The 26,489-nt window shown below is 58.1% G+C and carries 30 protein-coding genes; 14 read left to right on the forward strand and 16 right to left on the reverse strand.

The window, feature by feature from the left end:
* Nucleotides 1–140: 140 nt before the first annotated feature.
* Both AC2FND_RS00840 and AC2FND_RS00845 read left to right on the forward strand, forming a co-directional pair.
* Nucleotides 141–824: a GntR family transcriptional regulator gene (locus AC2FND_RS00840; RefSeq protein ID WP_496767355.1), complete on the forward strand. Its 684-nt coding sequence runs from the start codon at nucleotides 141–143 to the stop codon at nucleotides 822–824.
* A 77-nt stretch (nucleotides 825–901) separates the two neighbouring features.
* A complete protein-coding gene (locus tag AC2FND_RS00845) occupies nucleotides 902–2,299 on the forward strand; it encodes an aspartate aminotransferase family protein (protein WP_209505020.1) in 1,398 nt (465 codons plus the stop codon).
* Nucleotides 2,300–2,348: 49 nt separating this feature from the next.
* On the opposite strand, the gene AC2FND_RS00850 is transcribed toward AC2FND_RS00845, so the two are convergent.
* Nucleotides 2,349–3,641 carry a lytic murein transglycosylase gene (locus AC2FND_RS00850; protein ID WP_496767356.1) on the reverse strand — a complete coding sequence of 431 codons (1,293 nt, stop codon included), beginning with the start codon at nucleotides 3,639–3,641 and terminating at the stop codon, nucleotides 2,349–2,351.
* An 87-nt stretch (nucleotides 3,642–3,728) separates the two neighbouring features.
* The gene (locus tag AC2FND_RS00855; RefSeq protein WP_209505022.1) at nucleotides 3,729–4,442 is read right to left on the reverse strand and encodes a helix-turn-helix transcriptional regulator; all 714 of its coding nucleotides are present in this window, start codon (nucleotides 4,440–4,442) and stop codon (nucleotides 3,729–3,731) included.
* An 84-nt stretch (nucleotides 4,443–4,526) separates the two neighbouring features.
* Here AC2FND_RS00855 and AC2FND_RS00860 point away from each other — a divergent pair, with 84 nt between their 5' ends.
* Together AC2FND_RS00860 and AC2FND_RS00865 are read left to right on the forward strand one after the other, a co-directional pair.
* The gene (locus AC2FND_RS00860) at nucleotides 4,527–5,225 is read left to right on the forward strand and encodes a glutathione S-transferase family protein (protein WP_480900485.1); all 699 of its coding nucleotides are present in this window, start codon (nucleotides 4,527–4,529) and stop codon (nucleotides 5,223–5,225) included.
* Entirely contained in the window at nucleotides 5,222–5,608 is a 387-nt protein-coding gene (locus tag AC2FND_RS00865; protein ID WP_496767359.1) for a DUF1801 domain-containing protein, read from the forward strand. Before AC2FND_RS00860 ends, AC2FND_RS00865 begins: the two co-directional genes overlap by 4 nt.
* Here AC2FND_RS00865 and rnr read toward each other — a convergent pair.
* From rnr to dapE, 4 genes are read right to left on the reverse strand one after another with little or no spacing between them, the layout of a single operon-like run.
* A complete protein-coding gene (gene rnr, locus AC2FND_RS00870; RefSeq protein WP_496767360.1) occupies nucleotides 5,599–7,857 on the reverse strand; it encodes a ribonuclease R in 2,259 nt (752 codons plus the stop codon). The genes AC2FND_RS00865 and rnr overlap by 10 nt on opposite strands.
* A gap of 47 nt (nucleotides 7,858–7,904) precedes the next feature.
* Entirely contained in the window at nucleotides 7,905–8,480 is a 576-nt protein-coding gene (locus AC2FND_RS00875) for a TIGR04282 family arsenosugar biosynthesis glycosyltransferase (RefSeq protein ID WP_496767361.1), read from the reverse strand.
* Complete coding sequence (locus AC2FND_RS00880; RefSeq protein WP_496767363.1) at nucleotides 8,477–8,902, reverse strand: GNAT family N-acetyltransferase; 426 nt, start codon at nucleotides 8,900–8,902, stop codon at nucleotides 8,477–8,479. The genes AC2FND_RS00875 and AC2FND_RS00880 overlap by 4 nt, the downstream gene beginning before the upstream one ends.
* Nucleotides 8,899–10,038, reverse strand: coding sequence for a succinyl-diaminopimelate desuccinylase (gene dapE / locus AC2FND_RS00885; RefSeq protein WP_496767365.1), 1,140 nt, complete (start codon nucleotides 10,036–10,038; stop codon nucleotides 8,899–8,901). The genes AC2FND_RS00880 and dapE overlap by 4 nt, the downstream gene beginning before the upstream one ends.
* A gap of 209 nt (nucleotides 10,039–10,247) precedes the next feature.
* On the opposite strand from dapE, the gene AC2FND_RS00890 reads away from it, so the two are divergent.
* Nucleotides 10,248–11,306, forward strand: coding sequence for a transporter substrate-binding domain-containing protein (locus AC2FND_RS00890; protein ID WP_209505028.1), 1,059 nt, complete (start codon nucleotides 10,248–10,250; stop codon nucleotides 11,304–11,306).
* Here AC2FND_RS00890 and AC2FND_RS00895 read toward each other — a convergent pair.
* Nucleotides 11,303–11,647 carry a DUF8846 family protein gene (locus AC2FND_RS00895; RefSeq protein ID WP_496767368.1) on the reverse strand — a complete coding sequence of 115 codons (345 nt, stop codon included), beginning with the start codon at nucleotides 11,645–11,647 and terminating at the stop codon, nucleotides 11,303–11,305. The two genes, AC2FND_RS00890 and AC2FND_RS00895, sit on opposite strands and share 4 nt — an antisense overlap.
* A 115-nt stretch (nucleotides 11,648–11,762) precedes the next feature.
* Between AC2FND_RS00895 and AC2FND_RS00900 the strand changes: the two genes are divergently transcribed.
* Nucleotides 11,763–12,098 (forward strand): cupin domain-containing protein, encoded by a 336-nt coding sequence (locus AC2FND_RS00900; RefSeq protein WP_209598382.1) that lies wholly within the window; start codon nucleotides 11,763–11,765, stop codon nucleotides 12,096–12,098.
* Nucleotides 12,099–12,324: 226 nt separating this feature from the next.
* The gene (locus AC2FND_RS00905; protein ID WP_496767369.1) at nucleotides 12,325–12,759 is read left to right on the forward strand and encodes a hypothetical protein; all 435 of its coding nucleotides are present in this window, start codon (nucleotides 12,325–12,327) and stop codon (nucleotides 12,757–12,759) included.
* 117 nt (nucleotides 12,760–12,876) lie between these two features.
* Here AC2FND_RS00905 and dapD read toward each other — a convergent pair whose 3' ends face one another.
* From dapD to AC2FND_RS00920, 3 genes are all read right to left on the reverse strand, one after another.
* On the reverse strand, nucleotides 12,877–13,704 hold the full coding sequence (gene dapD, locus AC2FND_RS00910; protein ID WP_496767371.1) for a 2,3,4,5-tetrahydropyridine-2,6-dicarboxylate N-succinyltransferase: 828 nt from the start codon (nucleotides 13,702–13,704) through the stop codon (nucleotides 12,877–12,879).
* 109 nt (nucleotides 13,705–13,813) lie between these two features.
* Nucleotides 13,814–14,413 (reverse strand): GntR family transcriptional regulator, encoded by a 600-nt coding sequence (locus AC2FND_RS00915; RefSeq protein ID WP_209598385.1) that lies wholly within the window; start codon nucleotides 14,411–14,413, stop codon nucleotides 13,814–13,816.
* Nucleotides 14,414–14,457: 44 nt separating this feature from the next.
* Nucleotides 14,458–15,369 carry a threonine/serine dehydratase gene (locus AC2FND_RS00920; protein ID WP_496767373.1) on the reverse strand — a complete coding sequence of 304 codons (912 nt, stop codon included), beginning with the start codon at nucleotides 15,367–15,369 and terminating at the stop codon, nucleotides 14,458–14,460.
* A gap of 79 nt (nucleotides 15,370–15,448) precedes the next feature.
* Between AC2FND_RS00920 and AC2FND_RS00925 the strand changes: the two genes are divergently transcribed.
* Nucleotides 15,449–16,291 (forward strand): LOG family protein, encoded by an 843-nt coding sequence (locus tag AC2FND_RS00925; RefSeq protein WP_496767375.1) that lies wholly within the window; start codon nucleotides 15,449–15,451, stop codon nucleotides 16,289–16,291.
* 3 nt (nucleotides 16,292–16,294) lie between these two features.
* Nucleotides 16,295–17,395, forward strand: coding sequence for a cystathionine gamma-lyase (locus tag AC2FND_RS00930; RefSeq protein WP_496767377.1), 1,101 nt, complete (start codon nucleotides 16,295–16,297; stop codon nucleotides 17,393–17,395).
* Here AC2FND_RS00930 and AC2FND_RS00935 read toward each other — a convergent pair whose 3' ends face one another.
* The gene (locus tag AC2FND_RS00935; protein WP_496767379.1) at nucleotides 17,396–17,779 is read right to left on the reverse strand and encodes a hypothetical protein; all 384 of its coding nucleotides are present in this window, start codon (nucleotides 17,777–17,779) and stop codon (nucleotides 17,396–17,398) included.
* 160 nt (nucleotides 17,780–17,939) lie between these two features.
* On the opposite strand from AC2FND_RS00935, the gene AC2FND_RS00940 reads away from it, so the two are divergent.
* From AC2FND_RS00940 to AC2FND_RS00950, 3 genes are all read left to right on the forward strand, one after another.
* Entirely contained in the window at nucleotides 17,940–18,860 is a 921-nt protein-coding gene (locus AC2FND_RS00940; RefSeq protein ID WP_496767380.1) for a DnaJ C-terminal domain-containing protein, read from the forward strand.
* Nucleotides 18,857–19,195, forward strand: a complete 339-nt coding sequence (locus AC2FND_RS00945) for a hypothetical protein (RefSeq protein ID WP_209505039.1) — start codon at nucleotides 18,857–18,859, stop codon at nucleotides 19,193–19,195. The genes AC2FND_RS00940 and AC2FND_RS00945 overlap by 4 nt, the downstream gene beginning before the upstream one ends.
* 64 nt (nucleotides 19,196–19,259) lie before the next feature.
* A complete protein-coding gene (locus tag AC2FND_RS00950) occupies nucleotides 19,260–20,918 on the forward strand; it encodes a U32 family peptidase (protein ID WP_496767382.1) in 1,659 nt (552 codons plus the stop codon).
* Here the strand turns inward: AC2FND_RS00950 and AC2FND_RS00955 are convergent.
* The 4 genes from AC2FND_RS00955 to AC2FND_RS00970 all read right to left on the reverse strand — a co-directional run bounded on the left by AC2FND_RS00955 (nucleotide 20,915) and on the right by AC2FND_RS00970 (nucleotide 23,756).
* A complete protein-coding gene (locus AC2FND_RS00955) occupies nucleotides 20,915–21,535 on the reverse strand; it encodes a cytochrome P460 family protein (RefSeq protein WP_496767383.1) in 621 nt (206 codons plus the stop codon). The genes AC2FND_RS00950 and AC2FND_RS00955 overlap by 4 nt on opposite strands.
* A 286-nt stretch (nucleotides 21,536–21,821) precedes the next feature.
* Nucleotides 21,822–23,009 carry a dual-specificity RNA methyltransferase RlmN gene (gene rlmN, locus AC2FND_RS00960; RefSeq protein WP_496767384.1) on the reverse strand — a complete coding sequence of 396 codons (1,188 nt, stop codon included), beginning with the start codon at nucleotides 23,007–23,009 and terminating at the stop codon, nucleotides 21,822–21,824.
* A 93-nt stretch (nucleotides 23,010–23,102) separates the two neighbouring features.
* Nucleotides 23,103–23,480 carry a lysozyme inhibitor LprI family protein gene (locus AC2FND_RS00965; RefSeq protein ID WP_496767386.1) on the reverse strand — a complete coding sequence of 126 codons (378 nt, stop codon included), beginning with the start codon at nucleotides 23,478–23,480 and terminating at the stop codon, nucleotides 23,103–23,105.
* Between the two features lie 108 nt (nucleotides 23,481–23,588).
* Complete coding sequence (locus AC2FND_RS00970) at nucleotides 23,589–23,756, reverse strand: hypothetical protein (protein WP_209598391.1); 168 nt, start codon at nucleotides 23,754–23,756, stop codon at nucleotides 23,589–23,591.
* Between the two features lie 438 nt (nucleotides 23,757–24,194).
* Here AC2FND_RS00970 and AC2FND_RS00975 point away from each other — a divergent pair, with 438 nt between their 5' ends.
* Entirely contained in the window at nucleotides 24,195–24,692 is a 498-nt protein-coding gene (locus AC2FND_RS00975; protein ID WP_496767388.1) for a DinB family protein, read from the forward strand.
* 82 nt (nucleotides 24,693–24,774) lie between these two features.
* Here the strand turns inward: AC2FND_RS00975 and AC2FND_RS00980 are convergent, their stop codons facing one another.
* Nucleotides 24,775–25,311 (reverse strand): invasion associated locus B family protein, encoded by a 537-nt coding sequence (locus AC2FND_RS00980; protein WP_209505046.1) that lies wholly within the window; start codon nucleotides 25,309–25,311, stop codon nucleotides 24,775–24,777.
* 179 nt (nucleotides 25,312–25,490) lie between these two features.
* Here AC2FND_RS00980 and AC2FND_RS00985 point away from each other — a divergent pair, with 179 nt between their 5' ends.
* Nucleotides 25,491–26,489: an asparaginase gene (locus AC2FND_RS00985; RefSeq protein ID WP_209505047.1), complete on the forward strand. Its 999-nt coding sequence runs from the start codon at nucleotides 25,491–25,493 to the stop codon at nucleotides 26,487–26,489.

The raw sequence follows: 26,489 nt of genomic DNA on the forward strand, positions 1-26,489 counted from the left end.
ATTCTTCTCCCTGCAAGTGTACGGGTATTTTCCCGTTTTTTTGGATTTGATCAAGTTTTGCGTTTTCCCTCGATCCAGCGTATGGTTTCACGTGGCCTGTCACCTGACAAGTCAGGCTTAGTCGAAATGGGAAGAACCAATTGGATTTGATCAAAAATAAGGCATCTGCGTCGACATTCGACAAAGGGAAACAGCCCGCACATGAGCAGGTTTATCAAACGCTCAGATCACAGATCCTGTTCGGTGAACTGGTCCCAGGTCAGCCCGTCACAATCCAGGGTCTGACTGATTCGCTGGGTGTTGGCATGACCCCGGTCCGCGAAGCGATTCGCCGGTTGATCTCGGATGGAGGGTTGGTTTTCCAGGGCAATCGGCGCGTCAGTGTACCGCTGCTGAACTCCAACGATATCGAAGAGATGATCTTCGCCAGAATTTCAATAGAATCAGAGCTTTCAAGACGTGCAACCGCCAACCTGAAAACACAGGACATTGATCATCTGGAACGTTTGGACAGGCATTTGGATCGCATGATCGCTGATGGCGATGTCGGTGGCTATCTGCGTTTGAACCAAGCTTTTCACGAAACGCTGTATTCTTATGCAAACGCGCCGATCCTCAGTGACCTGGCCGAAAGACTTTGGTTGCGGTTTGGCCCTTCTTTGCGTGTTGTCTGCGGGCGCTTCGGCACTCAGAGCCTTCCGGATCGCCACAAGGACATTATTGCCGCTTTGCGCGTGGGTGACGCTGAAATGACCGCAAAGGCAACCGCCCAAGACATCGAACAAGGTATGGACCTGATGGCAGAAGCATTGACGTCCGTCTGATTCAGCCTGATTCGATTGACAGGAAAAAATTTGATCATATTGTGATCCGCAACTGCGTTCTTGTAGGAGATTCTCCGATGTCTACCATCACCAACCATATGCCGACCGCCGAGTTGCAGGCGCTGGATGCGGCGCATCACATTCACCCCTTCTCGGCCAATGGTGCGCTGGGGAAGGAAGGGGCGCGCGTGATCACACGTGCCAATGGTGTTTATCTGACCGACAGCGAAGGTGAGGAAATTCTGGACGCGATGGCGGGTCTGTGGTGCGTCAATATCGGGTACGGGCGTAATGAGTTGGCCGATGTTGCCGCGCGCCAGATGCGCGAGCTGCCCTATTACAACACTTTCTTCAAAACCACCCACGTCCCGGCGATTGCGTTGGCCGCCAAGATTGCCGAACTGGCACCGGGCGATCTGAACCATGTCTTTTTCGCAGCAGGCGGGTCCGAGGCAAACGATACCAATATCCGCCTCGTGCGCACCTACTGGGCCCAGAAAGGCCAGCCCGACAAGAACATCATCATCAGCCGCAAGAACGCCTATCACGGCTCATCCGTGGGCTCGGCCTCGCTGGGTGGTATGGCCGGGATGCACGCGCAGGGCGGCATTCCGATCCCGAATATCCACCACATCAACCAACCGAACTGGTGGGCCGAAGGCGGCGACATGTCCCCCGAAGAATTCGGTCTGGCCCGCGCGCGCGAGTTGGAAGAGGCGATTGAAGAGTTGGGCGAAGACAGGGTCGCCGCCTTTATCGCCGAGCCGGTTCAGGGCGCAGGTGGTGTAATCGTGGCGCCCGATACATACTGGCCGGAAATTCAGCGTATCTGCGACAAGTACGATATCCTGCTGATAGCTGACGAGGTCATCTGCGGATTTGGCCGGACAGGCAACTGGTTCGGGTCGCAAACCGTTGGTATCAAGCCGCATATCATGACCATCGCCAAGGGCCTTAGCTCGGGTTATGCACCCATCGGCGGGTCCATCGTGAACGACGAAATCGCCGAAGTAATCGGCGGTACCGAATTTAACCACGGCTATACCTATTCCGGCCACCCGGTCGCGGCCGCCGTGGCATTGGAGAACCTGCGCATCCTCGAAGAAGAGAAGATCGTTGAGCATGTGCGCGACGTTGCCGCCCCCTATCTGAAAGAGAAATGGGAGGCACTGGCAGATCATCCGCTGGTGGGTGAAGCCAAGATCGTTGGCATGATGGCATCCATCGCGCTGACCCCGGACAAAGCCAGCCGCGCCAAATTCGCATCCGAACCCGGCACGGTCGGCTATATCTGCCGTGATCGGTGCTTTGCCAATAACCTGATCATGCGCCATGTTGGCGACCGGATGATCATCTCACCCCCGCTGATCCTGACACCTGCGGATATCGACGAAATGTTCGTGCGGATCTACAAGTCGCTGGACGAAGCTCAGGCCGAGATCATTGCGCAGGGGTTGATGAAAGCTGCATCCTAACTCAGCGATTTATGCGTCTTTTTAGGCGGCCCATTCGGGCCGCCTTTTCTTACCGCAACCTCTCCAGCAGGTTTGGTGTGGGGTATCCGTCCGGGACCAGCCCCTGCGCCAGTTGATACGCCCGAACGGCGTTGATCGTATTTGGCCCGGTGCGCCCGTCGACACCCTTTGTGTCAAAGCCCGCATCCGTCAGACGGGTCTGAAGTTCCTTTTTCTCGGCAAAGCTCAGCACCCGGTCGCCGTGCGGCCAGTCGGATTGAAACGGTGCGCCCCCTGCAAGCCGGTCGGACAGATGCCCGATGCCGATCACATAGGCGTCGGCCCCGTTATACGCCTCGATCACGCTGAAATTTTCGAAAATCATCAGCGCAACGCCCTGACTTCCGGCCGGAAGCAGGATAGCGGCCTTCCCATGATCCGGCACGACGGTACCATCCCGCGCCACAACACCCTGAGCGGCCCATTCAGACGGCATCAGCGTAAAATCACGACGGGCTGAGGCGTAATCGAAATCGGCGGGCAGACGAACCTCCACGCCCCACGGCTGACCTTTCGTCCAACCATGCCGCGCCAGATAAGACGCCGCCGAAGCCAGCGCATCCGTCGGGTCATCCGACCAGATGTCCCGCCGGCCATCACCGTCAAAATCCACCGCGTGATCCAGATATGACGTGGGCATGAATTGTGTATGCCCCATTGCGCCCGCCCAACTGCCAAGCATGTTGCCGGCGCTGATATCGCCAGCCTGCACGATCCGCAGAGCAGCGACCAGCTGCGTTTCAAAGAATTGTGCCCTCCGCGCATCAAAGGCAAGCGTTGCCAATGAACGAAGCGTTGGACTGCTACCGCGATAGGACCCGAACGAGGTTTCAAGCCCCCAGATGGCAGCGACCACCTCTTTTTCGACACCGTATTCAGCCTCGATCCGGTTCAACACCTGCCGATGCCGCTGCAGGGCCGCACGCCCGTTCGACAGGCGCGTTTCCGACACTGCGGTCTCAAGATACTCCCAGATGGGTTTCGAAAACTCAGCCTGATTGCGATCCCGTTCCAGGACATCTTCGTCATAGCTCATCCCCGAAAACACCTGAGTCAGTGTTCCCTGCGAAATACCCTGCCGTCGCGCACGTCCCTGAAAGGCGCCAAGCCAGGACTGAAACCGTGCCGTTGTCGCAGAAGCCACGGGCAAGGCCTCAATCAACGGGCGCGAGACCGGGCGGATCGAAACGGTTACATCCGCCGAAGCCAGTTGCAGCACATCGCGCGATTTCCCGCCGTCTGCCCATCTGGAGTTTTCTGTTATTTCCGCCTGCACTATGGATGCCCACAATGCGACGGTCATGACGCCGCCTACGCATTTTCGCATTCCGTTTTTTCCTGATTACTGCTCGACCACAGGGTAGCGCAAAATCGGAAATTCACAAAGTGCTCAGACGTTCGCCTCACGCTCCTGCGCGGCACGCTCTGCCCGAATGCGTTCCAATGCCTCGCGCAGCAGTGGCACGCGGTTCGGCCTGAAGCTTTGTTCAGTCACTGACATGTCCTGCAACCGATCCAACCGGAAAACGCGGAAATCCTGTCGCAGGTGGCACCAGCCCAACAACACGTTCGAGTGATCCAGATAGACGATGCTCAAAGGGTTGACGCGCCTGTGCGTAGCATCGCCTTTCGCATCCGTATAGAAAAACTCGACCGCGCGCTCATCCCACGTCGCCTGCCGGAGAGTGGCCACGTCAATCGAGGGTTCAGGCGGGCGGTTGAACCGCGTAGCCGCCAGAACCGCATGGCTGAGCCGATGGGACTGGCGTTGCGGCAAGCGTCCCTGAAGTTTCCGCAGGGCCGTACCCGCCGCGCCCGACAAAGCCGGATCGCCAATCACCTGAACTTCGCGCAGGCCAAGAACCAACGCTTCAAGCTCATCATCAGTGAACCCCAATGGGGGCAGGGTCGCGTCCTCGATCAGGGTAAAGCCAAACCCCGCTTCGCCGTCGATCACGGCACCCAGCCCGCGCAATGCATCAATATCCCGATGAATTGTTCGGGACGAAACACCCAAATCCTGCGCCAGCTGTTCGGATGTTCTGGGCGAAGGGCCAGAACGCAGGGCTTGCATAAGTTGGAACAATCGGGCGGTGCGGGACATGATGTACAATAGCTTACCCCTAATGACAGAAACTGTCATTAGGTCCCGATACTCAGTCAGCACACAATGACACGGAGCCTCATAATGCTGACCCTTCTCACCTTCCCCTCTGCCTTCGGCCTGTTCAGTGCCAGCCCCTTCTGCGTCAAGACAGCATTGATGCTTCAGCAGTCCGGTCAGACTTGGCAACGCTCGGATATGCTTGACCCCCGCAAGATGCCCCACCAGAAGCTGCCCGTTTTGCGAACGCCGGAACGCCTGGTTCCGGACAGTGACCTGATCCGCGAATGGTTGGAACAGCAGGGCGCGGATTTCGACAAAGGGTTGACAGATGTCGAAAAGGCGCAGTCCCGCGCACTGGTGCGCATGGCCGAAGAGCATCTGTATTTTCACATCGTTCTGGATCGTTGGGGCAATGACGAAGTCTGGCCAGTCTTACGCGATACGTTCTTTACCGGAATTCCGGCGTTGATCCGGAAACCGGCATCCAATGCGATCCGGAAATCCGTTCTGAAGGGGATTACGTCACAGGGAATCGGGCGGTTTTCGCTGTCCGAACGGTTGGACCGGATCGAACGTGACCTCGAGGCGATCTCAGCCTATCTGTGGCAATCCTCTTTCCTGCTTGGGGACCGTCCGACATCGGCTGACATGAGCGTTGGTCCAATGCTTGCCGCGATGCGCGCCACACCTGCGGACACCCCCCTGACCCGCCGGATCAAACAGGATAACCTGCTGAACAGCTACGTGGACCGGTTGGAACAGGCGATACCAATTGCATGAAACCCTTTGAGAACCCTTTGGTCGCTTCGGCCTTTGAAGCCCTGCCCCCGCAAACCCGTGCGGGGGCTCTGGCCTTGCGGGAGCTTGTGTTTGACACGGCAGCCTCTCTGCCTGCCGTCACCACGGTGCAAGAGGAGCTGCGCTGGGGTCAGCCCGCCTATCTTGCACCCAAGGGGTCAACGATCCGGCTGGGCGCGCACAAATCGGCAAGTTTCGCCTTGTTTGTGCACTGTCAGAGCCGGTTGATAAGCGATTTCACATCCGCCTTTCCGGGCGAGGACCGGATCGATGGGAACCGTGCCGTTCTGTTTGATGACACCGCACAAATCGATCCAACACGCCACGGATGGCTGATTGCCCGCGCGTTGACCTATCACCTCTGACGACGCTTGCGTTCGACCTTGCGCTTGATCTTGTCTTTCTTGCGCTTGGTGCTGATCGCTTTGCGCCGGGATGATCGCCCTTTTGGCCCATGTCCGCGCGGCAAGGCCTGGTCATCGATGGACAGCAGCTCCAGCTCCAACCCGCCGGTCACAGGTGTCGCTTCGGTCAGTCGAACGGTGACACGTTGGCCGATGGCGATAATCAGCCCCGTGTCCGCCCCCATAAGGGTCCCGGCCTCGCGGTCGAAATGGAAGAACTCGCGCCCCAATGATCGCACCGGAACCAAGCCATCCGCGCCGGTTTCGTCCATTTTGACAAATGCACCAAACCGGGCAATGCCGCTGATCCGGCCAGTGAACTCATTGCCAACCCGTTCGCTGAGATACGCGGCCAGATAACGGTCAGTCGTGTCCCGTTCAGCCATCATGGATCGGCGTTCGGTATCTGAAATATGAGTCGCCGTTTCTTCGAGCCGGGTAATCTCGTCTTCGGTCAAACCGTCCGTGCCCCAACCGTGGGCTGAGATCAGCGCCCGATGCACGACCAGGTCGGCATAGCGCCGGATCGGCGAGGTGAAATGCGCGTAGTTCCGCAGCGCCAGCCCGAAATGGCCGAAGTTTTCTGGGTTGTAATAGGCCTGTGCCATCGACCGCAGGGTGGTCAGGTTGATCAGTTCCGCATCCTCGGTCCCGGCGGCGGCGTTCAGCAGCGCATTCAGGTGTCGGGTTTGCAGCACCTGCCCCTTGGCAAGGTTCAATCCGGCAGCCTGCGCCGTTTCCCGCAGGCTTTCCAGCTTCTCGGGCGCGGGTTCCTCGTGCACGCGAAACAGCAGCGGACGGCGCTTGGCGATCAGTGTCTCGGCAGCCGAGACGTTGGCGAGGATCATGAACTCTTCGATCAACCGATGCGCATCCAACCGGTCGCGGAACGCCACGCTTTCAACATGACCCGTCTCGCTGAGCACGATCTTACGCTCGGGCAGGTCCAGTTCCAGTGGCTGTCGCACAGCCCGCGCTTTCTTTAGCGCGGCATAGGCGGCATAAAGCGGTTTCAAGACCGTCTCCAGCAATGGCCCAGTGCGGTCGTTCGGGTTGCCGTCGATGGCCTCCTGCACTTCGGCATAGTTCAGTGACGCAACCGAACGCATCAACCCCCGCACAAAACGATGACCAATCTTGTTACCGTTCGCGTCAATCTGCATCCGCACAGCGACACAGGCACGCGGGACGCCTTCATGCAGGGAACACAGATCACCCGACAGCCGATCAGGCAGCATCGGCACCACTCGGTCAGGGAAATAACTTGAATTGCCCCGCTTGCGCGCCTCGCGGTCCAGGGCCGAGCCGGGCAGCACATAAGCAGCAACATCGGCGATAGCGACCCAGATCACATGTCCACCAGGGTTCTTGGGGTCTTCATCCGCGTGCGCGTAACAGGCATCATCACGATCGCGCGCATCCGAAGGGTCGATGGTCAGCAGCGGCATGTCCCGCAGGTCCTCGCGGCCCTTCAGGCCAACGGGTTTGGCATTGTCTGCTTCTGCAATGACCTTGTCGGGAAAGTCATCCGGGATACCGTGCTGGTGGATCGCGATCAGCGAAACAGCCTTGGGCGCGGTCGGATCACCCAACCGTTCAACAATGCGCGCACGCGGCAGGCCCATGCGATTTTTCGGCCCGGCCTGTTCGGCCTCGACCAATTCGCCGTCTTTGGCACCATGCACCGCGCCATCGGCAACCAGCCATTCAGTCTGGCCTGCCTTGTCGATAGGAACGATTCTGCCCCCTTCGGCCCCTTTACGGAATATGCCCACAATCTTGCGCGGGTTGGTCCCGATTCGGCGGATCAGGCGGGCTTCGTAATTGTGATCTTCTTCGTGCACGACGGTCAGGCGGGCCAGAATGCGGTCACCCTCACCCAGGGCCGGGTCGCTGGCCCGCGCGATGATCAGAACGATGGGCTCGACGCCTTCGCCATGCCATTCCAGTGGGCGGGCAAACAGATCACCATCGGCATTCGGGGCCTTCACCTGCAAGACACTGACAGGTGGAAGACGGTCTGGATCGCGATAGCTGCGCTTGCGTTTTTCAAGGTGTCCTTCGGCCTCAAGCTCTTTGAGGATGCGCTTGAGGTCAATGCGATCCGCGCCCTTGATACCAAAGGCTTTAGCGATGTCGCGTTTCGAGGTCAGGGTGGGGTTCGCCGAGATCCAGTCAAGGACCTCCTGCTTGGTGGGGATGCGAGTCATGCTTCCGGCGTAGCACGCGTTTGCGACCGCGTCATGACCAAAAAACCTCAGGGTTTCAGATCAGCAGCCGTATCCACATCGCGTAGCTGATCCAGCAGGGTCACACGGCAGTTTGGGATTGAGGCAAGTGTGTCGCCCAAAGCATGTTCTGTCGACCAGCGCACATCGCGGAACAGACCTGCGGGCAGCGCGCCATAACGCTGCGCACCGACCAGCCAATAGCCGCCATCCGGCGCGGGGCCGAACACCATCTGGGATCGCCCAAGCGCACCAAATGCACGGGCAATATGTGCACGCGAAATACCCGGAATATCCGCACCAATCAGGCAAACCGGCCCTTTGGGCATCCCGCGCAGCATCCGCCCCATGCGATCCCCCAGGTCGCCACGCCCCTGCGCCGCGCGCGGCAGGTCAGCAGGCCAGACACGGCTGGTCAGACCCTGGTGATCGGGCGAGACGGCCAACACGATCTGCCAGCGGGGATCACGCAATCTTCGGATCAATAATCGGGTCTGGTGCCTGAACCACCATGCTGCACCGACCATTCCAATGTCCCGCCCCAGGCGCGTTTTCACACGACCCGGATGAGGTTCCTTCACCATGATCACCAATGTACGGGTCACGGCAATTCCTGTACCATGTCGCGATGCTCAATCCCGGCGTCCAGATAAACCGGACCCAAAGCGGTAAAGCCGAGTTTTTCATAAAAACTGATGGCGTGTGTCTGTGCTCCGAGTATTACCTGATGGATCGCTGGGTCGGCTCGGACAATATCGACAGCCTTGCGTATCAGGTCGGCGCCCAACCCCTGTCCCCGGACTCGGCTCAGAACGCAAACGCGACCGATCTTGGCCGCACCCTCGCCACAGACAATACGTGCTGTTCCCACAGGCCCTTGAACGTCCCGCGCCAGAAGATGGATCGCGAAACTGTCCAGCGCGTCCTGTTCTTCCGAGACAGGGACCCCCTGCTCGAGAACGAAGACCTGATGCCGCAAAGCGAAACAAGTTGGTAAGTCCTGGGTAACTTCAATGTCAAAACTCATTCAAAATAATCCGTCAGGATACGGGAGTAGATCGCTTTGAGCTGCTCAATCTGCGCCACCTCAACACACTCGTCGACCTGATGCATCGTGCGCCCGACTAACCCGAACTCAACAACCGGGCAGTGGTTCTTGATAAAACGCGCATCCGACGTACCGCCGGTTGTCGAAAGCTCGGGCGCTACGCCTGTTTCAGCCTCTACCGCTTTGGCCACCAGATCCGACAATGGTCCGGGTGGGGTCAAAAAACTTTCGCCCGAAATCCTGATTTCAGAATCAATTTCAACACCGTACTGAGCAGCCACCTGATCAGCTTCCAACTTCAGCCAGCCACTTAATCCGACCCCAGAGTGCAGGTCATTGAAGCGAATATTCACCGTTCCGCCGCACTGGGCCGGGATCACGTTGGTTGCGGTATTTCCAGTGTCGATAGTGACCACTGCCAACGTGGAAGCATCGAAGTGATCTGTACCCTGATCCAGTTCGTGACTCGCCAACCGATCCATCAGCCGGGCCATGGCCGGCAAAGGGTTCTTGGCCCGATGCGGATAGGCCGAATGCCCCTGAACGCCTGTGATCGTAAACCAGGCAGTCATCGAGCCCCGACGGCCGATCTTCATCATCTCACCCATCTTGTTCGGGCATGTCGGTTCACCCACCAGGCAGACGGACATATGCTCATTCGCACCGGCCATGTAGTCGAGCAGGGCGGTGGTGCCATCCAGCGCATCGCCTTCCTCATCACCGGTGATCGTCAGGACAATTGCCCCGTCCGGCGGGGTGTCACGCACGAAATCCATTGCGGCAGCCGCAAAAGCCGCAACTCCGGATTTCATATCGGTGGTGCCGCGCCCATACATCACACCATCCCGCACCTCGGCCCCGAAGGGCGGCGCAGTCCAGGCAGCTTCGTCGCCGACAGGAACGACGTCCGTGTGACCATTGAATCCGAAACTGCGCGCATGACCTTTCGGCCCCCAACGCGCGAACAGGTTGCTGATACCGCCGCGATCGACGCGCGTGCATTCGAAACCTGCATCCGACAGCACTGTCTCAAGCAAGACAAGCGCTCCGCCTTCTGAAGGTGTTACCGAAGGGCAACGGATCAGTTCGGCTGTCAATTGGACGGGATCAGTCATACGGGGACCTCTGGGACTGTGTCTGACGCGGGTTCGCGCACAGATTCAACGATTTGGCCGATTTTCCAACCCCAATCCGTCAAAAATCGGTAATCCGAATATTTAGATGTCAAAGCGGCACCCCAATAAAACATGGAACTTTACCCCGCGACCACCTTGCCGCCCGCCACAAATTCGCGTTACAGGGCCGCGAAACAGGTGTATTGAATATGAAGCGCGCCTTCTTCGCACTGATCTGCCTGACTTTCGCCGTCATCGCACAGCAAAGCCTGGCACAGTCCCTTTCGGTCACAACCGTGACCCGCCCGCCATTTTCCTATGTCGAGGATGGCGACGAAACCGGTTTCTCTATGGATTTGCTGGCGGCTTTGGCCGAGGCTCTGAACTGGGACTACACGGTCAACCGCGTCGACGCCTTTTCTGACATGTTGGGTGCCGTGCAGAGCGGATCTGCAGACCTTGCCATCGCCAATATCTCGATCACTGCCCTGCGCGAAACGCAAATGGATTTCTCTCAACCGATCTTTGAGGCCGGTCTTCAGATCATGGTACCCTCGGACGCGGTACGAAAACCATCGCTGTTGCAGGCCCTGCTATCGAAAGAACTGTTCATCGCAATCGGGCTGGCCTTTGCCATTCTCCTCGGTGGCGGCATGTTGATGTGGAGCTTTGAACGCCGCGCCCAACCCTATTTCGACCGCGACCTGAACGAAGCATGGTTCCCATCGTTCTGGTGGGCGCTGAACTTGGTTGTGAATGGCGGTTTCGAAGAGCGAATGCCGCGCACTCCGTTCGGTCGAATGTTGGGTGTCGTGTTGGTTGTGTCATCCTTGTTCATCGTGTCGGTGTTCACCGCCCGTATCACCTCGGTCATGACTGTGGACGCCATTACCGGCAGCGTGAATTCGGTGAACGACCTGTACGGCAAGACTGTCGGGACAATATCAGGGTCGACTGCGGCCAGTTTTCTGAACCGGCGCGAGATCGAGTTTACCAGCTATCCGGGGTTGAATGAGATGCTGGACGCATTCAAGGCCGAAGATCTGGATGCTGTCGTGTTCGACGCGCCGATCCTGTCCTATTTTGCAGCCCATGAAGGCCGGCGGATTGCGTCGATGACAGGCGGTGTTTTCCTGCGCGAGAATTACGGCATCGCTTTCCCGACCGGATCACCACTGGTCGAGGATGTAAACCAGGCATTGCTTGGCTTGCGCGAAGACGGAACCTATGACGAAATCTATCGCAAGTGGTTCGGGTCGCGGAACTAGACCTGCGCCTCGTCTCCGAAGAACGGTGTCATCTGCGCGACGATCACTGCGTTTTCATCCAATGCCCTCTGCATCAGCGCACGTTCGTCCGCCTCGATATCGTGACCTTGCGCTTCACGCTCGGCCAATGTGCCGTATCCGGTGACATCCAGCGGTGCGGTGTCCGCCTGCTTCAGGATCGCAACCGTCTCACGCACGGCCTCGGCCTCATCCACGCCGCTGGCATAGCACATCAGCGCCGCACCGGTCGCCCCATCAGGCAGCCCGTCGCCCTCCTTGCGGCCAATCTGGACCAGAAGGGTGTAGACTTGCTGACGCGAGGGTTTCTTTTGCTTATCCATGCACCGGGCCATAGCCCCACGCCGGTTCGCGGTCAAGCAGCCAACAATTGCAGGAATCCCGCCTTGCGCCCATAGTACCCAGAATAAACCGATCCCGGATACAAAGGACACCTTCATGCCCTACCCAGATTTCATAGCAAGTTTTCCTAGCCTCGACGTACCATTCCCTGACGACGTGGTGCAAACGGCCGTGATCCGGTCGGATGCGGGCTTGGTGGCGTTCTTTACGTTTCTTCAGGATTTCGAATTGCCCTTACATTCTCACAAAGCCCAGTGGGGCACAGTGGTCGAGGGTGAGATTGAATTGACCATCGACGGGCAGACCCGGACCTACCGCTCGGGCGACAGTTATTCGATCCCATCAGGCGTGGAACATGGCGGCAAAATCAAGGCTGGCACACGGGTCATAGATGTTTTCGAGGAACCGGACCGATATCCGATCAAGGGATAAGCTGGGTGAGAGACTCAGTGAACGCGAGTCTCGGCCTCCCTTATTGATTGAAGGCCTCCGGCCTGAAAAGCTGTTGAGTTGAATCCGGCACTTTTGCGCCAGTCTTCCTCTTCATTTTGGGCCAATTCCCGCTAGCCGGGACACGACGCCAGCAATTCACAACTAAGCGTCGATGCCGGCCCTACGCTGTGGGTACTGCAAAAGTCATTTTCAAAGGAGAGTTGAGATGAGTGTTCTGTCCAGATTGATGACAACAACAGCAAGCGTGATTGTACTTTCCGGTATACCGGCTGTTGCAATTCTGTCCTTTGTAACAAGTGATGCTGCTTATGCCCAAGAAGCGGGCGGTGAAGGCGGCGAAACCACCGGTGGCGGCGAGGCCGAAGGCGGCGCGCAGACCGAAGGCGGAGGTGAATCCGGCAGCGATGGTGAGGCCGAAGGTGGCAGTGAAACCGAGGGCGGTAGCGATTCCGAAGGCGGTAGTGAGGCCGAAAGCGGAGGCGAATCCGGCGGCGATGGTGAATCCGAAGGTGGCAGTGAAGCCGATGGCGGTGGTGAGGCCGATGGCGGTGGTGAGACCGATGGCGGTGGTGAGGCCGATGGTGCGGAAACCAATGCAGGAAGCACAGAAGTGGAAGCCATGCAGGGTGAGAGCCGCTAAGCAGCACTTCAAGGCAGGCTAGGGCCACAAGCTTGGGATCTGCCTTAGCCGACCTGACCCAAAGAACTAATAAGGCCGGAGCGTAACTGCTCCGGCCTTATGACATTCCCAGAACGATCAGTCCCGCAGCAATTCGTTGATGCCCGTTTTCGAGCGGGTCTTTTCGTCAACCCGCTTCACGATCACCGCGCAATAGAGACTGACATTGTTCTTTGACGGCATGGAACCCGCGACCACAACCGAATAGGGCGGAACCTCGCCATACATGACTTCTCCGGTTTCTCGGTCCACGATCTTGGTGGACTTACCAATGAACACGCCCATCCCCAGAACCGAGCCTTCGCGGACGATACATCCCTCGACCACTTCCGAGCGCGCGCCGATAAAGCAATTGTCTTCAATGATTGTTGGGCCAGCCTGCATCGGCTCAAGCACTCCACCGATGCCAACGCCGCCCGACAGGTGCACATTCTTGCCAATCTGCGCGCAGGATCCGACGGTGGCCCAGGTATCAACCATCGTGCCTTCGTCAACATAGGCCCCGAGGTTCACGAAAGACGGCATCAGCACCACGCCCGGTGCAATATATGCCGACTTGCGAACCACACAGTTTGGAACCGCGCGGAACCCGGCAGACCGCCACTGGTTTTCACCCCAACCGGCGAACTTGCTGTCTACCTTGTCCCACCAGCCGCCGTCCTGCGGACCGCCCGGCTGGATTTCCATGTCCTTGATACGGAAGCCCAGCAGAACCGCCTTTTTGGCCCATTGATTTACGTGCCAGTCACCGGTTTCCAGCTTTTCCGCCACGCGCAACGAGCCTCTGTCCAGCGCATTCAGCGTTTCTTCGATCGCCTCGCGCTGCTCGCCTGTTGTGGCGGGCGTAATGGTCTCGCGTGCCTCCCAGGCGGCTTCGATGGCGGCTTCCAGTTGCGCGTTGGACATGGGGTGTCTCCCTACAGAATCTGTTCACGTTGATTTGGCCTATACGCAAGCCCGACCCATGGCGCAATGCGACGTAGACGGGCCCAATTGCGTCTGAGGCAAAGGGTCATCAGCTTGCGCGCCGGATATGGCGGGTCAGGATCGCCGTTGCTGTAGCCATTTCCTTGCGCTTCAACGCCCGCACAATGGCAGCATGATCCGTGTCAGCCCGTTGCACCCATTTCAACCGCCATTGCGCGAACAAATGGCGTGCGCTTGCGATATGCAGATCGTCGATTGCGTGTAAAAGCCGAGGCAACCCGCAAGGTGTCAGGATGGCGCGATGAAACGTTCTGTTCAGAGCCTCCCATTGCGGCATCGACTGCGCCTCGTCACAGGCAATGCGTGCGTTTTCGATCTTTTCTAACGCGACCGGAGACATGTTTTGCATCGATTGCTGCAACGCCAGCGTTTCCAACGCCACGCGCATTTCGATCACCTCCCGAACCTCTGCCGGGTCCAGCGCCGTAACCCGCATTCCCTTGCGTGGTTCATGCCGGGCCAACCCATGCGCCTCAAGCCGCAACAAGGCTTCGCGCACCGGAACATGGCTGGTGTCGAAGGTACGGGCAATATGGTCTTGCCGCAGCTTTTCACCGGCCGCCAGCTCTCCGGTGATGATCCGCTGGCTGAGGCTTTGGTAAATCGTGTCGGAAATCATTGCAGTCATGGATTATAGATAAAATCCACCATCCACATCCACAACCCGATAATTTACCCAGCGAACGGGTCCGGCGCGATATTTGCACCGCACACCAGAACGGCCACGCGTTCACCCGGTTCAGGCCGATACGCACCCGAGGTCAAGGCTGCCAATGCGGTCGCGCCCGCAGGTTCTACCAGAATGCGATGCGCGCGCCAAAGCGCCAGTTGTGCCGCAGCGATGGCATCGTCAGACACCAGAACCGAACTCATACCCTGTGCCAGTTCAAAACAGATTTCGCCGATCCGCCGCGCGCCCAGCGCGTTTGCGGCGATGCCCGACACGGAAACATCAACCGGCTCACCAGCGCGCAACGCTGCATTCAACGCACAGGACGTTTCCGGCTCGACCGCCACAACCTTGCGCGCGCCACCGAACCAGGCCAGCGCCCCGGCGATCAGCCCGCCGCCGCCAACAGCGACCAGTACCGTATCCGCCTGCAAGCCCTGGACGTCCCATTCGGCAAAACAGGTCCCTTGCCCCGCCACCGTGGCCGGGGCGTCATAAGCATGGATCTGCATTGCACCCGTCGTTGCCTCATGCTCTTGCGCTGCGGTCAGCGCGTTCGCGTATTCACCGGAAACAACACTCAGGTCGGCACCGGTTTGCCGGATCAGTGCGATCTTGGACGGGCCCGCCAGTTCCGGCACAAATATTTTTGCAGGATACCCCAGCGTCTGCGCTGCATAGGCCGCCGCCGCACCATGATTGCCACCGGATGCGGCGACCACACCCGCAGCCGGCACGTCCGAGCTGAGCAGCGTATTGAACGCACCCCGCGCCTTGAAACTGCCGGTATGCTGCATGTGCTCGAGTTTCAGCTCAACCGGATAGCCGGGAATGTTGCTTTCCATAACCGGGGTTACCTGCGCATAACCCGCGATGCGGTCCCGTGCTGCCGATATTTCACTTTTCCAATTCATTCTCGTCTTTCCGTGACTGGCACTCTGCCCGCGAACCCTATAGCTGTTTGTCAAACACGCAAGCAGGGATCGATCACCGATGAGAGAAGACCGCCACAGTCCGTTTCGCGATGCGCAGACCGACCGCTCGACCGCAAAAGAGGTTCCGGACACACCGCAAACACGCTCTCCGGCCTACCGTCTGGCTTTCGCGGATGACGAGTTTCTGTGCCGGGACGAGCTGCGCCCTGTACGCTTGCAGCTTGAGTTGCTGAAACCCGAAATGATCATGACCGAGCGTGAGATCACGTCGACCATCGTCATGTTCGGCGGTGCCCGCATTCCCGAACCTTCGCAAAAGCACACCGCGCGGACAGAAACCCTGGCCGGTCTGTCGAAATATTACGATGAGGCGCGCGAGTTTGCCCGGCTGATGACCGTGAAATCGAAAGAAACCGGCTGCCGCGAGAATGTGATCGTCACTGGCGGCGGCCCCGGTGTAATGGAAGCCGGCAATCGCGGGGCACACGAAGCAGGCGGGTGCTCGATCGGGCTGAACATCGTGCTTCCGCACGAACAGGCGCCAAACAGTTTCGTGACGCCAGCGCTCAGCTTCAACTTTCACTATTTTGCGATCCGCAAGATGCATTTCCTGATGCGCGCCCGCGCCATCACCATCTTTCCCGGTGGGTTTGGGACTCTGGATGAACTGTTCGAATCCCTGACCCTGATCCAGACCGGCAGAATGGATCGCGTGCCATTCCTGCTGTTTGGCCGCGCGTTCTGGGAAAAGGTCATCAACTGGGACGCACTGGCGGATGCCGGTACGATCTCGGACGAGGATCTAGACCTGTTCCGCTTTGTCGATACCGCGCAGGAGGCGGTCGATATCATCAACAACTGGGAACCCGCACCGCCCCGCGACGAAATTCCGGGGCGCTGAGCGATGAAATCCCCAAAGACCGGCGAAATGCTCCACCTGCGTGGCAACGCGCTGTCAAAAGGCGAACCCGTCGCCCTTCCGCTGACGCAAAGCAGCATGTTCCATCTGCCCGGCGCGCCGGACGGTCACCCGACCTATGGCCGTGTCGATAACCCCACATGGGTACATCTTGAGCATGTTTTGTCGCATCTGGAAGACGCACCTTGCCTCAGCTTCCCGTCCGGCATGGCCGCGATTTCTGCGGCTCTGTTTGCAACGGTGCAAGCCAGGTCGCGCCTTCTGATCCCTTCGGACGGGTACTATGTCACCCGTCTGCTGGCGGACCGGTTCCTTTCGCGTCTTGGCGTGACAGTTGAAGAGCGCCCGACCACTGCGTTTGCCGAAGGTGGTTTTGACGGGTTTGACGTTGTGTTCGTCGAAAGCCCTTCGAACCCCGGTCTGGACATGATTGACCTGACAGCCGTAGCTGATCAGGTGCGGTCTGCTGGCGGGGTGACGGTTGCCGACAATACGACGATGACACCGCTGGGTCAGCGCCCGTTGGATTTGGGCATCGACGTGGTCGTGTCGTCCGACACCAAGGCGATGGGCGGGCATTCCGACATGCTGATGGGTCACGTGGCCAGCCGCAACAGTGACATCATGGAACGGGTCGAGGAATGGCGGAGAGTCTCCGGCTCGATCCCAGGACCGCATGAGGCATGGCTGCTGCATCGCGGGTTGGAAACGCTGGATGTCCGGTTCGACCGGATGTGCAACTCGGCTCAGGTAATAGCAGAACGGTTGGCAGTTCACCCAGCGGTCAAGCGGGTCCGCTATCCCGGGCTGGCCGATGATCCATCACACGTACTGGCGCAGGCACAAACGGCACGGTTCGGATTTCTGCTATCCTTGACTTTGGAAAGCGAAGACAAGGCCGAAGCCTTCATCAACACTTGCCCGCTTTTGCGCCCCGCCACATCCTTCGGAGGTGTTCACAGCTCGGCCGAGCGCCGCGCGCGCTGGGGCGATAGTGTCGACCCGGCCTTCATCCGACTGTCCGTTGGATGCGAACCGGTGGACGAACTGTGGCAAGCGATCGAGGCCAGCCTGAACGCGCTGTGATTACTTCTTCGCGGTACGCAGGTCCTTGAAAACGTAGATCGGCAATACCACGCTGGCAATCAGCGCCCCCAGCCAGACAAGCAGCGTCGCCGCCAGCAGGTTCGAGATACCGCCAACGGTCAGCCCCGACGCGATGAGGTCGGTCACCAGCAGGCCCACAAATGTCACGACTAGGGCGATCCCGCCTTTCAATGCGGGCGCTTTCTTTTCGCCAAGCTTCAGTATCAAGGGCTCGGCGATCACCTGAACGACGGTGAAAACAATCACAACCACGATAAATGAGATCGGTTTGATCGCGAAACCGGACAGTATCAGCGAAGCCAGCAACAGCCCGATGGCATTGCCGGCCAGCAGGGCCAAAGCGGATTTAATTCTGCGCGACATGGGATGGCCTCCGTCAATCTACAATCAGAAATATGAAGATATTAGCAGGCTTCTGAGTTTTTTCGAGACAATTCAATCGCCTCTTCCTTTTGACCCGTTGAAAACACGTGGTAGAACACATTCATCAAGATCAGACCTGTCCCTGACCCATGAGTGTGAGATGAGCGACGATCCCTATTCCGTCCTTGGCGTATCGAAAGACGCCAGTGCCGACGAAATCAAGAAAGCCTACAGGCGTATTGCCAAGGAGTGCCACCCGGACCTGAAACCCGGCGATGCCAAGGCCGAGGCCAAATTCAAGGCCGCAGCTGCTGCGTATGACTTGCTGAAAGATCCTGAAACCCGCGCCCGTTACGACAATGGCGAAATCGACGCCTCGGGTCAGGAACGCCCGCAACAACACTATTACCGGGACTATGCCGAGGCCGCTGGAAACCCCTATCGCGGGCGTCAGGCGGACCCGGACGACATGTCGGACATCTTTGCTGAATTCATGCGTGCCCGCGGTGGATTTGGCGGCCAGCAAAGGCATGAGTTTCATGCGCCGGGGCATAACCTGAACTATTCCCTTCAGATCAGCTTTCTGGATGCCGTGTTTGGCGCCAGTCAGAAACTGACCCTACCAGACGGCAACCGGATCGAGGTCAAGATCCCCGCCGGTATAACCGAGGGTCAGACCATCCGTCTGCGCGGCAAGGGTGCTCCGGGTTATGGCGAAGGTCCTCCGGGTGATGCGTTGGTGACTGTCACGGTCGCCAAACATCCGGTGTTTGACCGTCAGGGCGACGACATTCATATTACGCTGCCGATCAGCATCGATGAGGCCATTTTGGGCGGCAAAGTCGCCGCCCCCACCATCGATGGCGGTGTGAACGTCAATGTTCCGGCGGGTACCAGCAGCGGCAAGACCCTTCGCCTGCGCGGCAAAGGGGTGAAGAAACGCGGCTCATCCCAGCGCGGCGACCAACTGATCGAACTGACCATTGCGATGCCCGACAAGGTCGATGATGACCTCAGGCAGTTCATGGAGACCTGGCGCGAAACGCACCGCTACGATCCGCGGAAAGGAATGCCATCATGACCCTGACCGAAAAGGAACTGATCGAAACCGTCTCGCGCCTGACCTCGGACCGCCTGACCGAATATCTTGCGGCCGAGATCGTGATCCCTGAACAATCGGAGCAGGGGCTGGTCTATCACAGTATTGACGTTGCCCGGCTGGAACTGGCCTGCGAGTTGCACGAGCAATACGACATGGAGGCCGATGCGCTGTCGATGATGATCTCATTGATTGATCAGATGCATGGGCTGCGCGCCGAACTGCGCGAGGTTCTGAACGCAGTCGAGGCGCAACCCGAGCCGGTGCGCCATCAACTGATCGAAGTCATCGGCACAGCGCGGTTCCGTCGCAGATAACAGGGTTTTGGGCGCAATGATTTTGGCGTAGAAGGCCGCCTTGATCCTTTGTCAGGTAGCTTCCATGACCCAGCCCAGATCCGAGTTGCTGATGCCTGCGGGCAATCTGCGCAAACTGAAACTCGCCATCCTCTATGGGGCAGACGCCGTGTATCTGGGCACGCCGGATATGTCGCTGCGCACCAAGTCCGAGTTTTCGCTGGACGAGGTGATCGAAGGGGTCGAGTTCTGCCACAGCCATGGCCGGCGCGCCTACCTGACACTGAACCTGTTCTCGCATAACAAAGACATTCCGAAACTGGACGAATATATCGACACGGTGCGCAAGGTGCAGCCCGACGGGTTGATCATCGCCGATCCGGGCGTATTCCAATACGTCCGCGAGCGCGCGCCCGAACTTTCGCTGCACATCTCGACCCAGGCTAATATCTGTTCGTGGCTGTCGGTGAGGTTCTGGCAGGATCAGGGGGCCGAGCTGGTGGTTCTGGCCCGCGAGGTTTCCTATCCCGAACTGGTCGAGATCCGTGAAAAATGCCCCGACATCAAGCTCGAGGCCTTCGTGCACGGCGCCATGTGCATGACCTATTCGGGCCGCTGCCTGCTGTCGAACTTCATGGCCGAACGCGGGGCCAACCAAGGCAACTGCGCCAATTCCTGTCGCTGGAACTATGGCCTGAAACTGCGCCTCAAGGATGGCACGCATCAGGAATTGCGTATCACCGACGAAAACGCCGACCTGTTCGAATTTCTGCTGGAAGAAGGCTGTCGCCCCGGTGACCTGATGCCCATCGAAGAGGATGATCGCGGCTCGTACATCCTCAACTCACGCGACCTCTGCATCATGCCGAAGCTGGACGAGTACCTGAAAATCGGAGTCGACAGCCTCAAGGTCGAAGGGCGCGGCAAATCGGAATACTACGCCGCGATCGTCGCGCGGGCCTATCGTATGGCCATCGATGACTATTTCGCGGACCCCGAGAATTGGGACCCCAAGCGTTACATGCGCGAGTTGGAGACCGTGGGTAACCGCGGCTATACGCTGGCCTTCCACGAAGGGCGGCTGACCAATTACGCCCATGATTACGAACACACGGCGTCCATCGCGCAGTGGGAATATGCCGGGATCGTCACCGAAGTGACCGAGGATGCCTTTTTGGTCGAGGTAAAGAACAAGCTGGAACCGGGCGATGTGCTGGATTTCGTCTCGCCCATCTCGCGCGAGACGGTTCTGCTGCGGGTTTATGATTTCGAACGCGCATCCGATGGTGCTCGGATGGACGTGGTGCATGGCAGCACCAAAACAGTGATCCGCCTGCCCTTCACCCTGTTCGACCACGAGGATATCGACAACCTGCGCGCCCGTTTTCCGGTCTACTCGGTGCTGCGCAAGGAACGCGCCCTGACCGACGAACACTGGAGCCGCATTCGCTTTGACAAGCTCGTGCAGGGATTGGAAACCTCCGGTCGAGACAATCCAACAGCTTATGCACGCCGTCGCGATGATCTGGTTGAAAAGATCGGCGAAGACGGTAACGAACGCCGGTTCAAGACAAACCGCATCGGCACGGAAGGATGCTGCGGCAAGGGCTGCAACGGATGCCTGATCTTCTGGCAGGATGACAAATACGCGTTGGCACGCGAGGTACTGTCCAAACGGAAGCAAGGCGAGCAACTCAGCCGCCGCGAGGCGACAGAACTCAAGCTGCCGGGTGAACCGGCTTAGTTTCCCACCCGATATTCTTCGGGGATAAAGAATGTATAGTCACGATCCGCCACTTGTTCGTGACAGACATGGCAATAGGCAACTTCGCTGGCACGGGCGCCCATGGTATCGCCATACAAGGACCCGTCTGGCAGCACCATGATATAACGCCAGTCAGCGGTGTTCGGGCTGGTACCCTCTGGCAGTTTTTCCATTATGAACATGGCGCCGGGATGTATGTGACCTTCATCGGTCACAGTCATGCTGTCCTTGGCAAGCACCGATCCCATGGGAAGTTCTTCGCCTTGCTGCAATGTCCCGTAGTTATGGGCCATTCGGTTGGCATACGTGTTTACGTAACGCTGACCGTGTGTCGCGGAAATATATGGCACGTCGTTGAAAAGCGGCCAGCTTTGATAGTTTAGAACCAGATCCAATTGCGCCGCAGCATACCCCCGTGCCATGCGGCGGCGCAGTGAATGGTAGTGAGCCGCAGCTTCATCCTTGCTCAGCTCTGCCGGATTTTCGATCGCGATATGAGCGTTGTGGCCATCCGCCGTTGCCAGCCCTGCTGAAACCAGAAGTATCGCGCACGCAATGGCCTTGTGCTGGAGAATAATTCGAAGATACGAGTCCATTATTACGACCCACCTGAAAATCAGTTCGCCTGAGCGCCACTTGACGGCAGTATTCGCATTTTAGCGGCTCCGAGATCTCTTACCAGCTCAGGTCCCGGAAACTCACCGCCTTGTGCATCGATTTGAACCTGCATCCTGCGGCATTGAATCATTAAAATATAGCAAATTTTGCATATTGAATCAGTACCTGAAACATTAAGTTTACAGGCACACTTCATGCGTGCAGGCGGTCATCTTTGACAATCAAAGCACGACCATCCAAACCATGATGAATCCAACAGAAAAACTACCGGGTTAAACCGGCTTCGGACTCAATCTGTTTGCGCGATTTGCGGGCGCGTTCGGTTGCCGATTTCAACTGACCGCACGCCGCCATGATATCCTCGCCCCGTGTCTTGCGAATGGGAGAGGCGTAGCCTGCCTGATAGATGATGTTGGCAAAAGCGCGGATGCGGTTGTTCGAGCTGCGCTTGTACGGCGCGCCGGGCCATTCGTTAAACGGGATCAGGTTGATCTTGGCCGGAATTTTGTGACGCTTGATGTGGTCGATCAAACGATGGGCATCCGAGTCGCTGTCATTCACACCGTCCAGCATCACGTATTCGAACGTGATCCGCTCGGAGTTCGAGGCATTCGGATAGCTGGCCAGCGCCTTCAACAACTCTTCAATATTCCAGCGTTTATTGATCGGAACCAGAACGTCGCGGGTTTCATCCGTGGTTGCATGGAACGAGATCGCCAGCAAACAGCCGATTTCCTCAGCCGTGCGCGCAATTTCGGGTACCACCCCGCTGGTTGACAGCGTAATGCGGCGGCGCGACAGGGAAATCCCCTCGGGGTCCATCGCGATCTTCATCGCATCGCGGACGTTTTCGAAATTGTATAGCGGCTCACCCATTCCCATCAGAACTATGTTCGACAGAAGGCGCGTTTCATCCTTTGGCGCACCGGGGGTCGGCCATTCGTCAAGATCGTCGCGCGCCATCATGATCTGCCCGACAATTTCGGCAGATGTTAAATTACGTACAAGCTTCTGGGTGCCGGTATGACAAAACGAACATGTCAACGTACATCCGACCTGAGACGATATGCACAGCGTTCCGCGATCTTCCTCGGGGATGTAGACCACCTCGACCTCGTGCCCACCCGTGATCCGGCACAGATATTTGCGGGTGCCGTCCTCGGACACCTGTCGGGTCACCACCTCGGGTATCTCGACCACAAAGTTGTCGGCCAGTTGCGCACGGTAGGCTTTGGCGAGATTCGTCATCTGGGAAAAATCGCGCACGCCCCATTGATAGATCCACTGCCAGATCTGACCGGTGCGCATCTTTGCCTGCTTTTCGGGCGTACCATGTTCGATCAGGACCTCGCGCAAACGGTCGCGGGTGAGACCGACAAGGTTCACCTTCCCCTCGGGCAATTTGCGAGGGAGGGTCATGACGTCTTGAGTGATCGGCGCTTTGGGCGACATTGTGGTACCTGCTGAGGCGTATCTTCAAGGATTCTGGCTTGGGATGCGCCTCTATATAGGAACCTGTGCAAAGATCAAAAGGAATCGTTTCAGTCAGTCTGCAAAACTCAACAGTTCTTCAACGCGTGCCCGCCCCAAATTCACCCGGCATGATGTGATTGCGATACCTGTACCCGATCCGCCACCAAACGACGCGCCGACGGCGGTGCAATGCGTATCGCGATAGGTTTCCCAGGCTTGTTGCGCCGCTATGAGGGCAGGTTCAGCCACTATCCGCCCGGTGACCTCGTCCAGCTCCTTGGCAGATTGTACCGCCAATTCAAAACTCACCTGCAGCGCGCGCGACACCCGTGTGTCCATCTCTCCGACGCAGGATCCGATTTCGACTTGTGATCCGGCGTCGGAACACTCCAACGCCGGGTCGGCGGTTGCGGTGGCTGGCAAAAGCAGCGCAATCAAGATCAGACGCATGGCCGCCTCATTCAAATATTCGGCAGGGGTCAGGCCAGAGTAACATGTTTTACCAGAAAGGTTTAGATGCAGGTTGGCCCCCTGAACCAACGGAAATGCAGTTCCGCGTCAGACACCCGCGGGTGGGACATAGCAATCTTCGGCATCCAGGGTCTTAACCGGATCATTCGGCCCGCATTGTTCGCCTGTTACAGGGTAAGTCTCGCCCTTGTTTTCACAGGCGCTCAGCAGCATGGCCGATATCATCATCAGCGCGGCAAGAGATTTGTTCAGCATGGTGGCAACTCCTTGGTTTCTCTTGAACTGATTAGTTCAGAAACCGTCAGAGCTCACATTGATACGGATCAAGTAAACGGGTTGATCCTGCGTAAAGTTGCATCTTGCGCTCTGGGGTGAGTAACAATGCTGTTCCACGTTGTGATTGAGTTCTGCGGTGTTGAAGGTTCCCCATCTCTGAGGGTTTCAACATAGCTACGACGGAAGCGCTTGTGTGGCGTGCTGTTTGAATGCGGAGCGTACCGAAAGCGGCGCTCGGTGATACTGAACCCCGACATGCACAAATAAGAAAAAGATTACGCAAAGTCGGTGGCGCATCTAACATGGCCTCACTCGGCGGCGCGCTAGCCTGCCCGTTTGAAGGCGCAATTTGCTAAATGCCAATGCAAAACGCCCCATCTTTCCACAATCCCTTCAATAGAACTAAGGTCATTGAAAATGATTTCAGCCGAATATTGCCAACTCATGGCACGCTACAACAGCTGGCAAAACTCCTCACTCGTAGCAGCGGCCAACGAATTGACGAATGCCGAGCGCTGGTTTGATCGAGGCGCATTCTTTCAGTCCATCGCCGGGACATTGAACCACCTCTATTGGGCCGACGCGCTAATACTTGAGCGCATCAAAGGCAATGAACGCCCACAAGACACGATCACACACTCACTAACCAGTCCAACAGACTGGTCTGAGTTCAAAAGCTTACGCATAGAACGAGACGCGGAAATCGAGCGGTTGGCAGCCGGTACAACCGACACAGATCTCAAGGGCGCGATCAAATGGTACCCTCCGGACGGCTCTGCCAAAATTGAAATGCCGAAAGCTGTCTGTGTCGTTCAGCTTTTTAACCACCAAACCCATCACCGGGGACAGATACATGCCATGCTCACTGCGACAGGTGTAACTCCTGAACCAACGGACGTTTCAGGAATGCCGTAGCAATTGCTTTACGCCAACGTTGACGGTAGCCAATCAAAAAAAGCACCGCCAAAGACGGGACCATTTGCTTAGGTCGGGGTGCTTACTTGGTGCACCGCTTTTCAGCGTCTTCGATTGCTGCGGTAAAGCCCAGCAGCGAGAAGGTGTCCTTGGTTTGTGTGCCGCGTTCGGACCGGGCGGTCAGAACAGCCTCGGTTCCGCGTTTCAGCGCGGTGACGATCTTGGCGTCATCTGCATCTGATGCAGGCCAGGCCCACTCGCCTTCGGTGAACAGTTCAAACTCGGACCCGTCGACATTCAGGTTCACCGTCGACCCCGGTGCAAACGGGTAGCCGCCGGTAAAGGTCACTTGTCCTTTGACCTCGGCATTGGGGCGATAGAACACAAACAACAGGATGTCGCTGCGCCGCACGGATACGACACGCCCGCCCCGGGTGTTCACGGTTTCCTTGGGGGCCGAAACGCTCCAGCATTCGGTGGGATCATCTTCGACAAAAACGCTCCAGTCCGTTTTTGCAGCAACCCGGTTTGTGCTTGTCGCCTGTTGGGCGAGTGCAGACGTTGCGGCGATGCCTGCCACACACAGGCCCGCAATCGTACGAACGAGCATTGATCCCATTTGTCCAGCCTCCTAGCTCGACCGATACCTCAAATCCATCGGTCATGGCTGCGAACCCTTCCGGCCCGTCTATTCCGTTGCGCATTCCGATGATTGCCGACATACACACACTAACGCAGGTTTCGCCACAGGCGAAAGGGCGATTGGCAGATTTTTGCGCATAAATTTCGGAGGTCCTGATGACGCAGCCCGTAGCAATGACAGAACTGTGGCGCGGCAACTTGCTGGAAAGCCTGCATCTGGGCCACGCGGTCATCTGCGACGACACCGGCCAGATCGTGCGCAGCTGGGGCGACCCGCAGGCGGTTATCTATCCGCGCTCATCCGCCAAGATGATTCAGGCGCTTCCGCTGGTCACGTCTGGAGCCGCGGCAAAATACGGATTGAACAGCGAACATCTTGCGCTGGCCTGCGCGTCCCACAATGGGGCCGCGATCCATACCGACCGCGTGACAGCGTGGCTTGATCATCTGGGGCTGAGCGAGCACGACTTGCGCTGCGGGCCACAGGAGCCCGCAGACACCGCAGCGCGGGATCGGCTGATCCTGGCGGATGACACCCCGTGCCAGATCCACAACAATTGTTCCGGCAAGCATTGTGGTTTCCTGACACTGGGTCAGCATATGGGCGCAGGGCCGGAATATCTGGAAATCGATCACCCGGTGCAGCAGGCCTGCCTGTCTGCCATCGAAGAAACGTCAGGCGAAACCAGCCCCGGTTATGGTATTGACGGCTGTTCCGCCCCGAATTTCGCCGTGTCCCTGTCCGGGCTGGCCCGGTCGATGGCGTGGTTCGCCAGCGCCTCGGATCGGTCCGACCGTTCCAGCGAGGCAGCGGTTCAGTTGGTGGCGGCCATGGTGAAACACCCGGAACTGGTCGCCGGTGAGACCCGTGCCTGCACCGAACTGATGCGCGCCATGAACGGACGCGCCGCCATCAAGACCGGGGCCGAGGCGGTGTTTGTAGCCATCATCCCGGAAAAACGCATGGGCGTTGCGCTCAAGATCACCGATGGCACCACGCGGGCCAGCGAATGTGCCATCGCCGCCATTCTGGTGAGCCTTGGTGTGCTGGAGGCCGATCACCCGGCCACCCGCAAATTCATGAACGCCACGCAATACAGCCGCCGGGGGCTGGAATGCGGCGTGATCAAACCTGCGCCGGGTTTCCCCGGCTAA

Source organism: Ruegeria sp. BHSB056, from assembly GCF_059613305.1.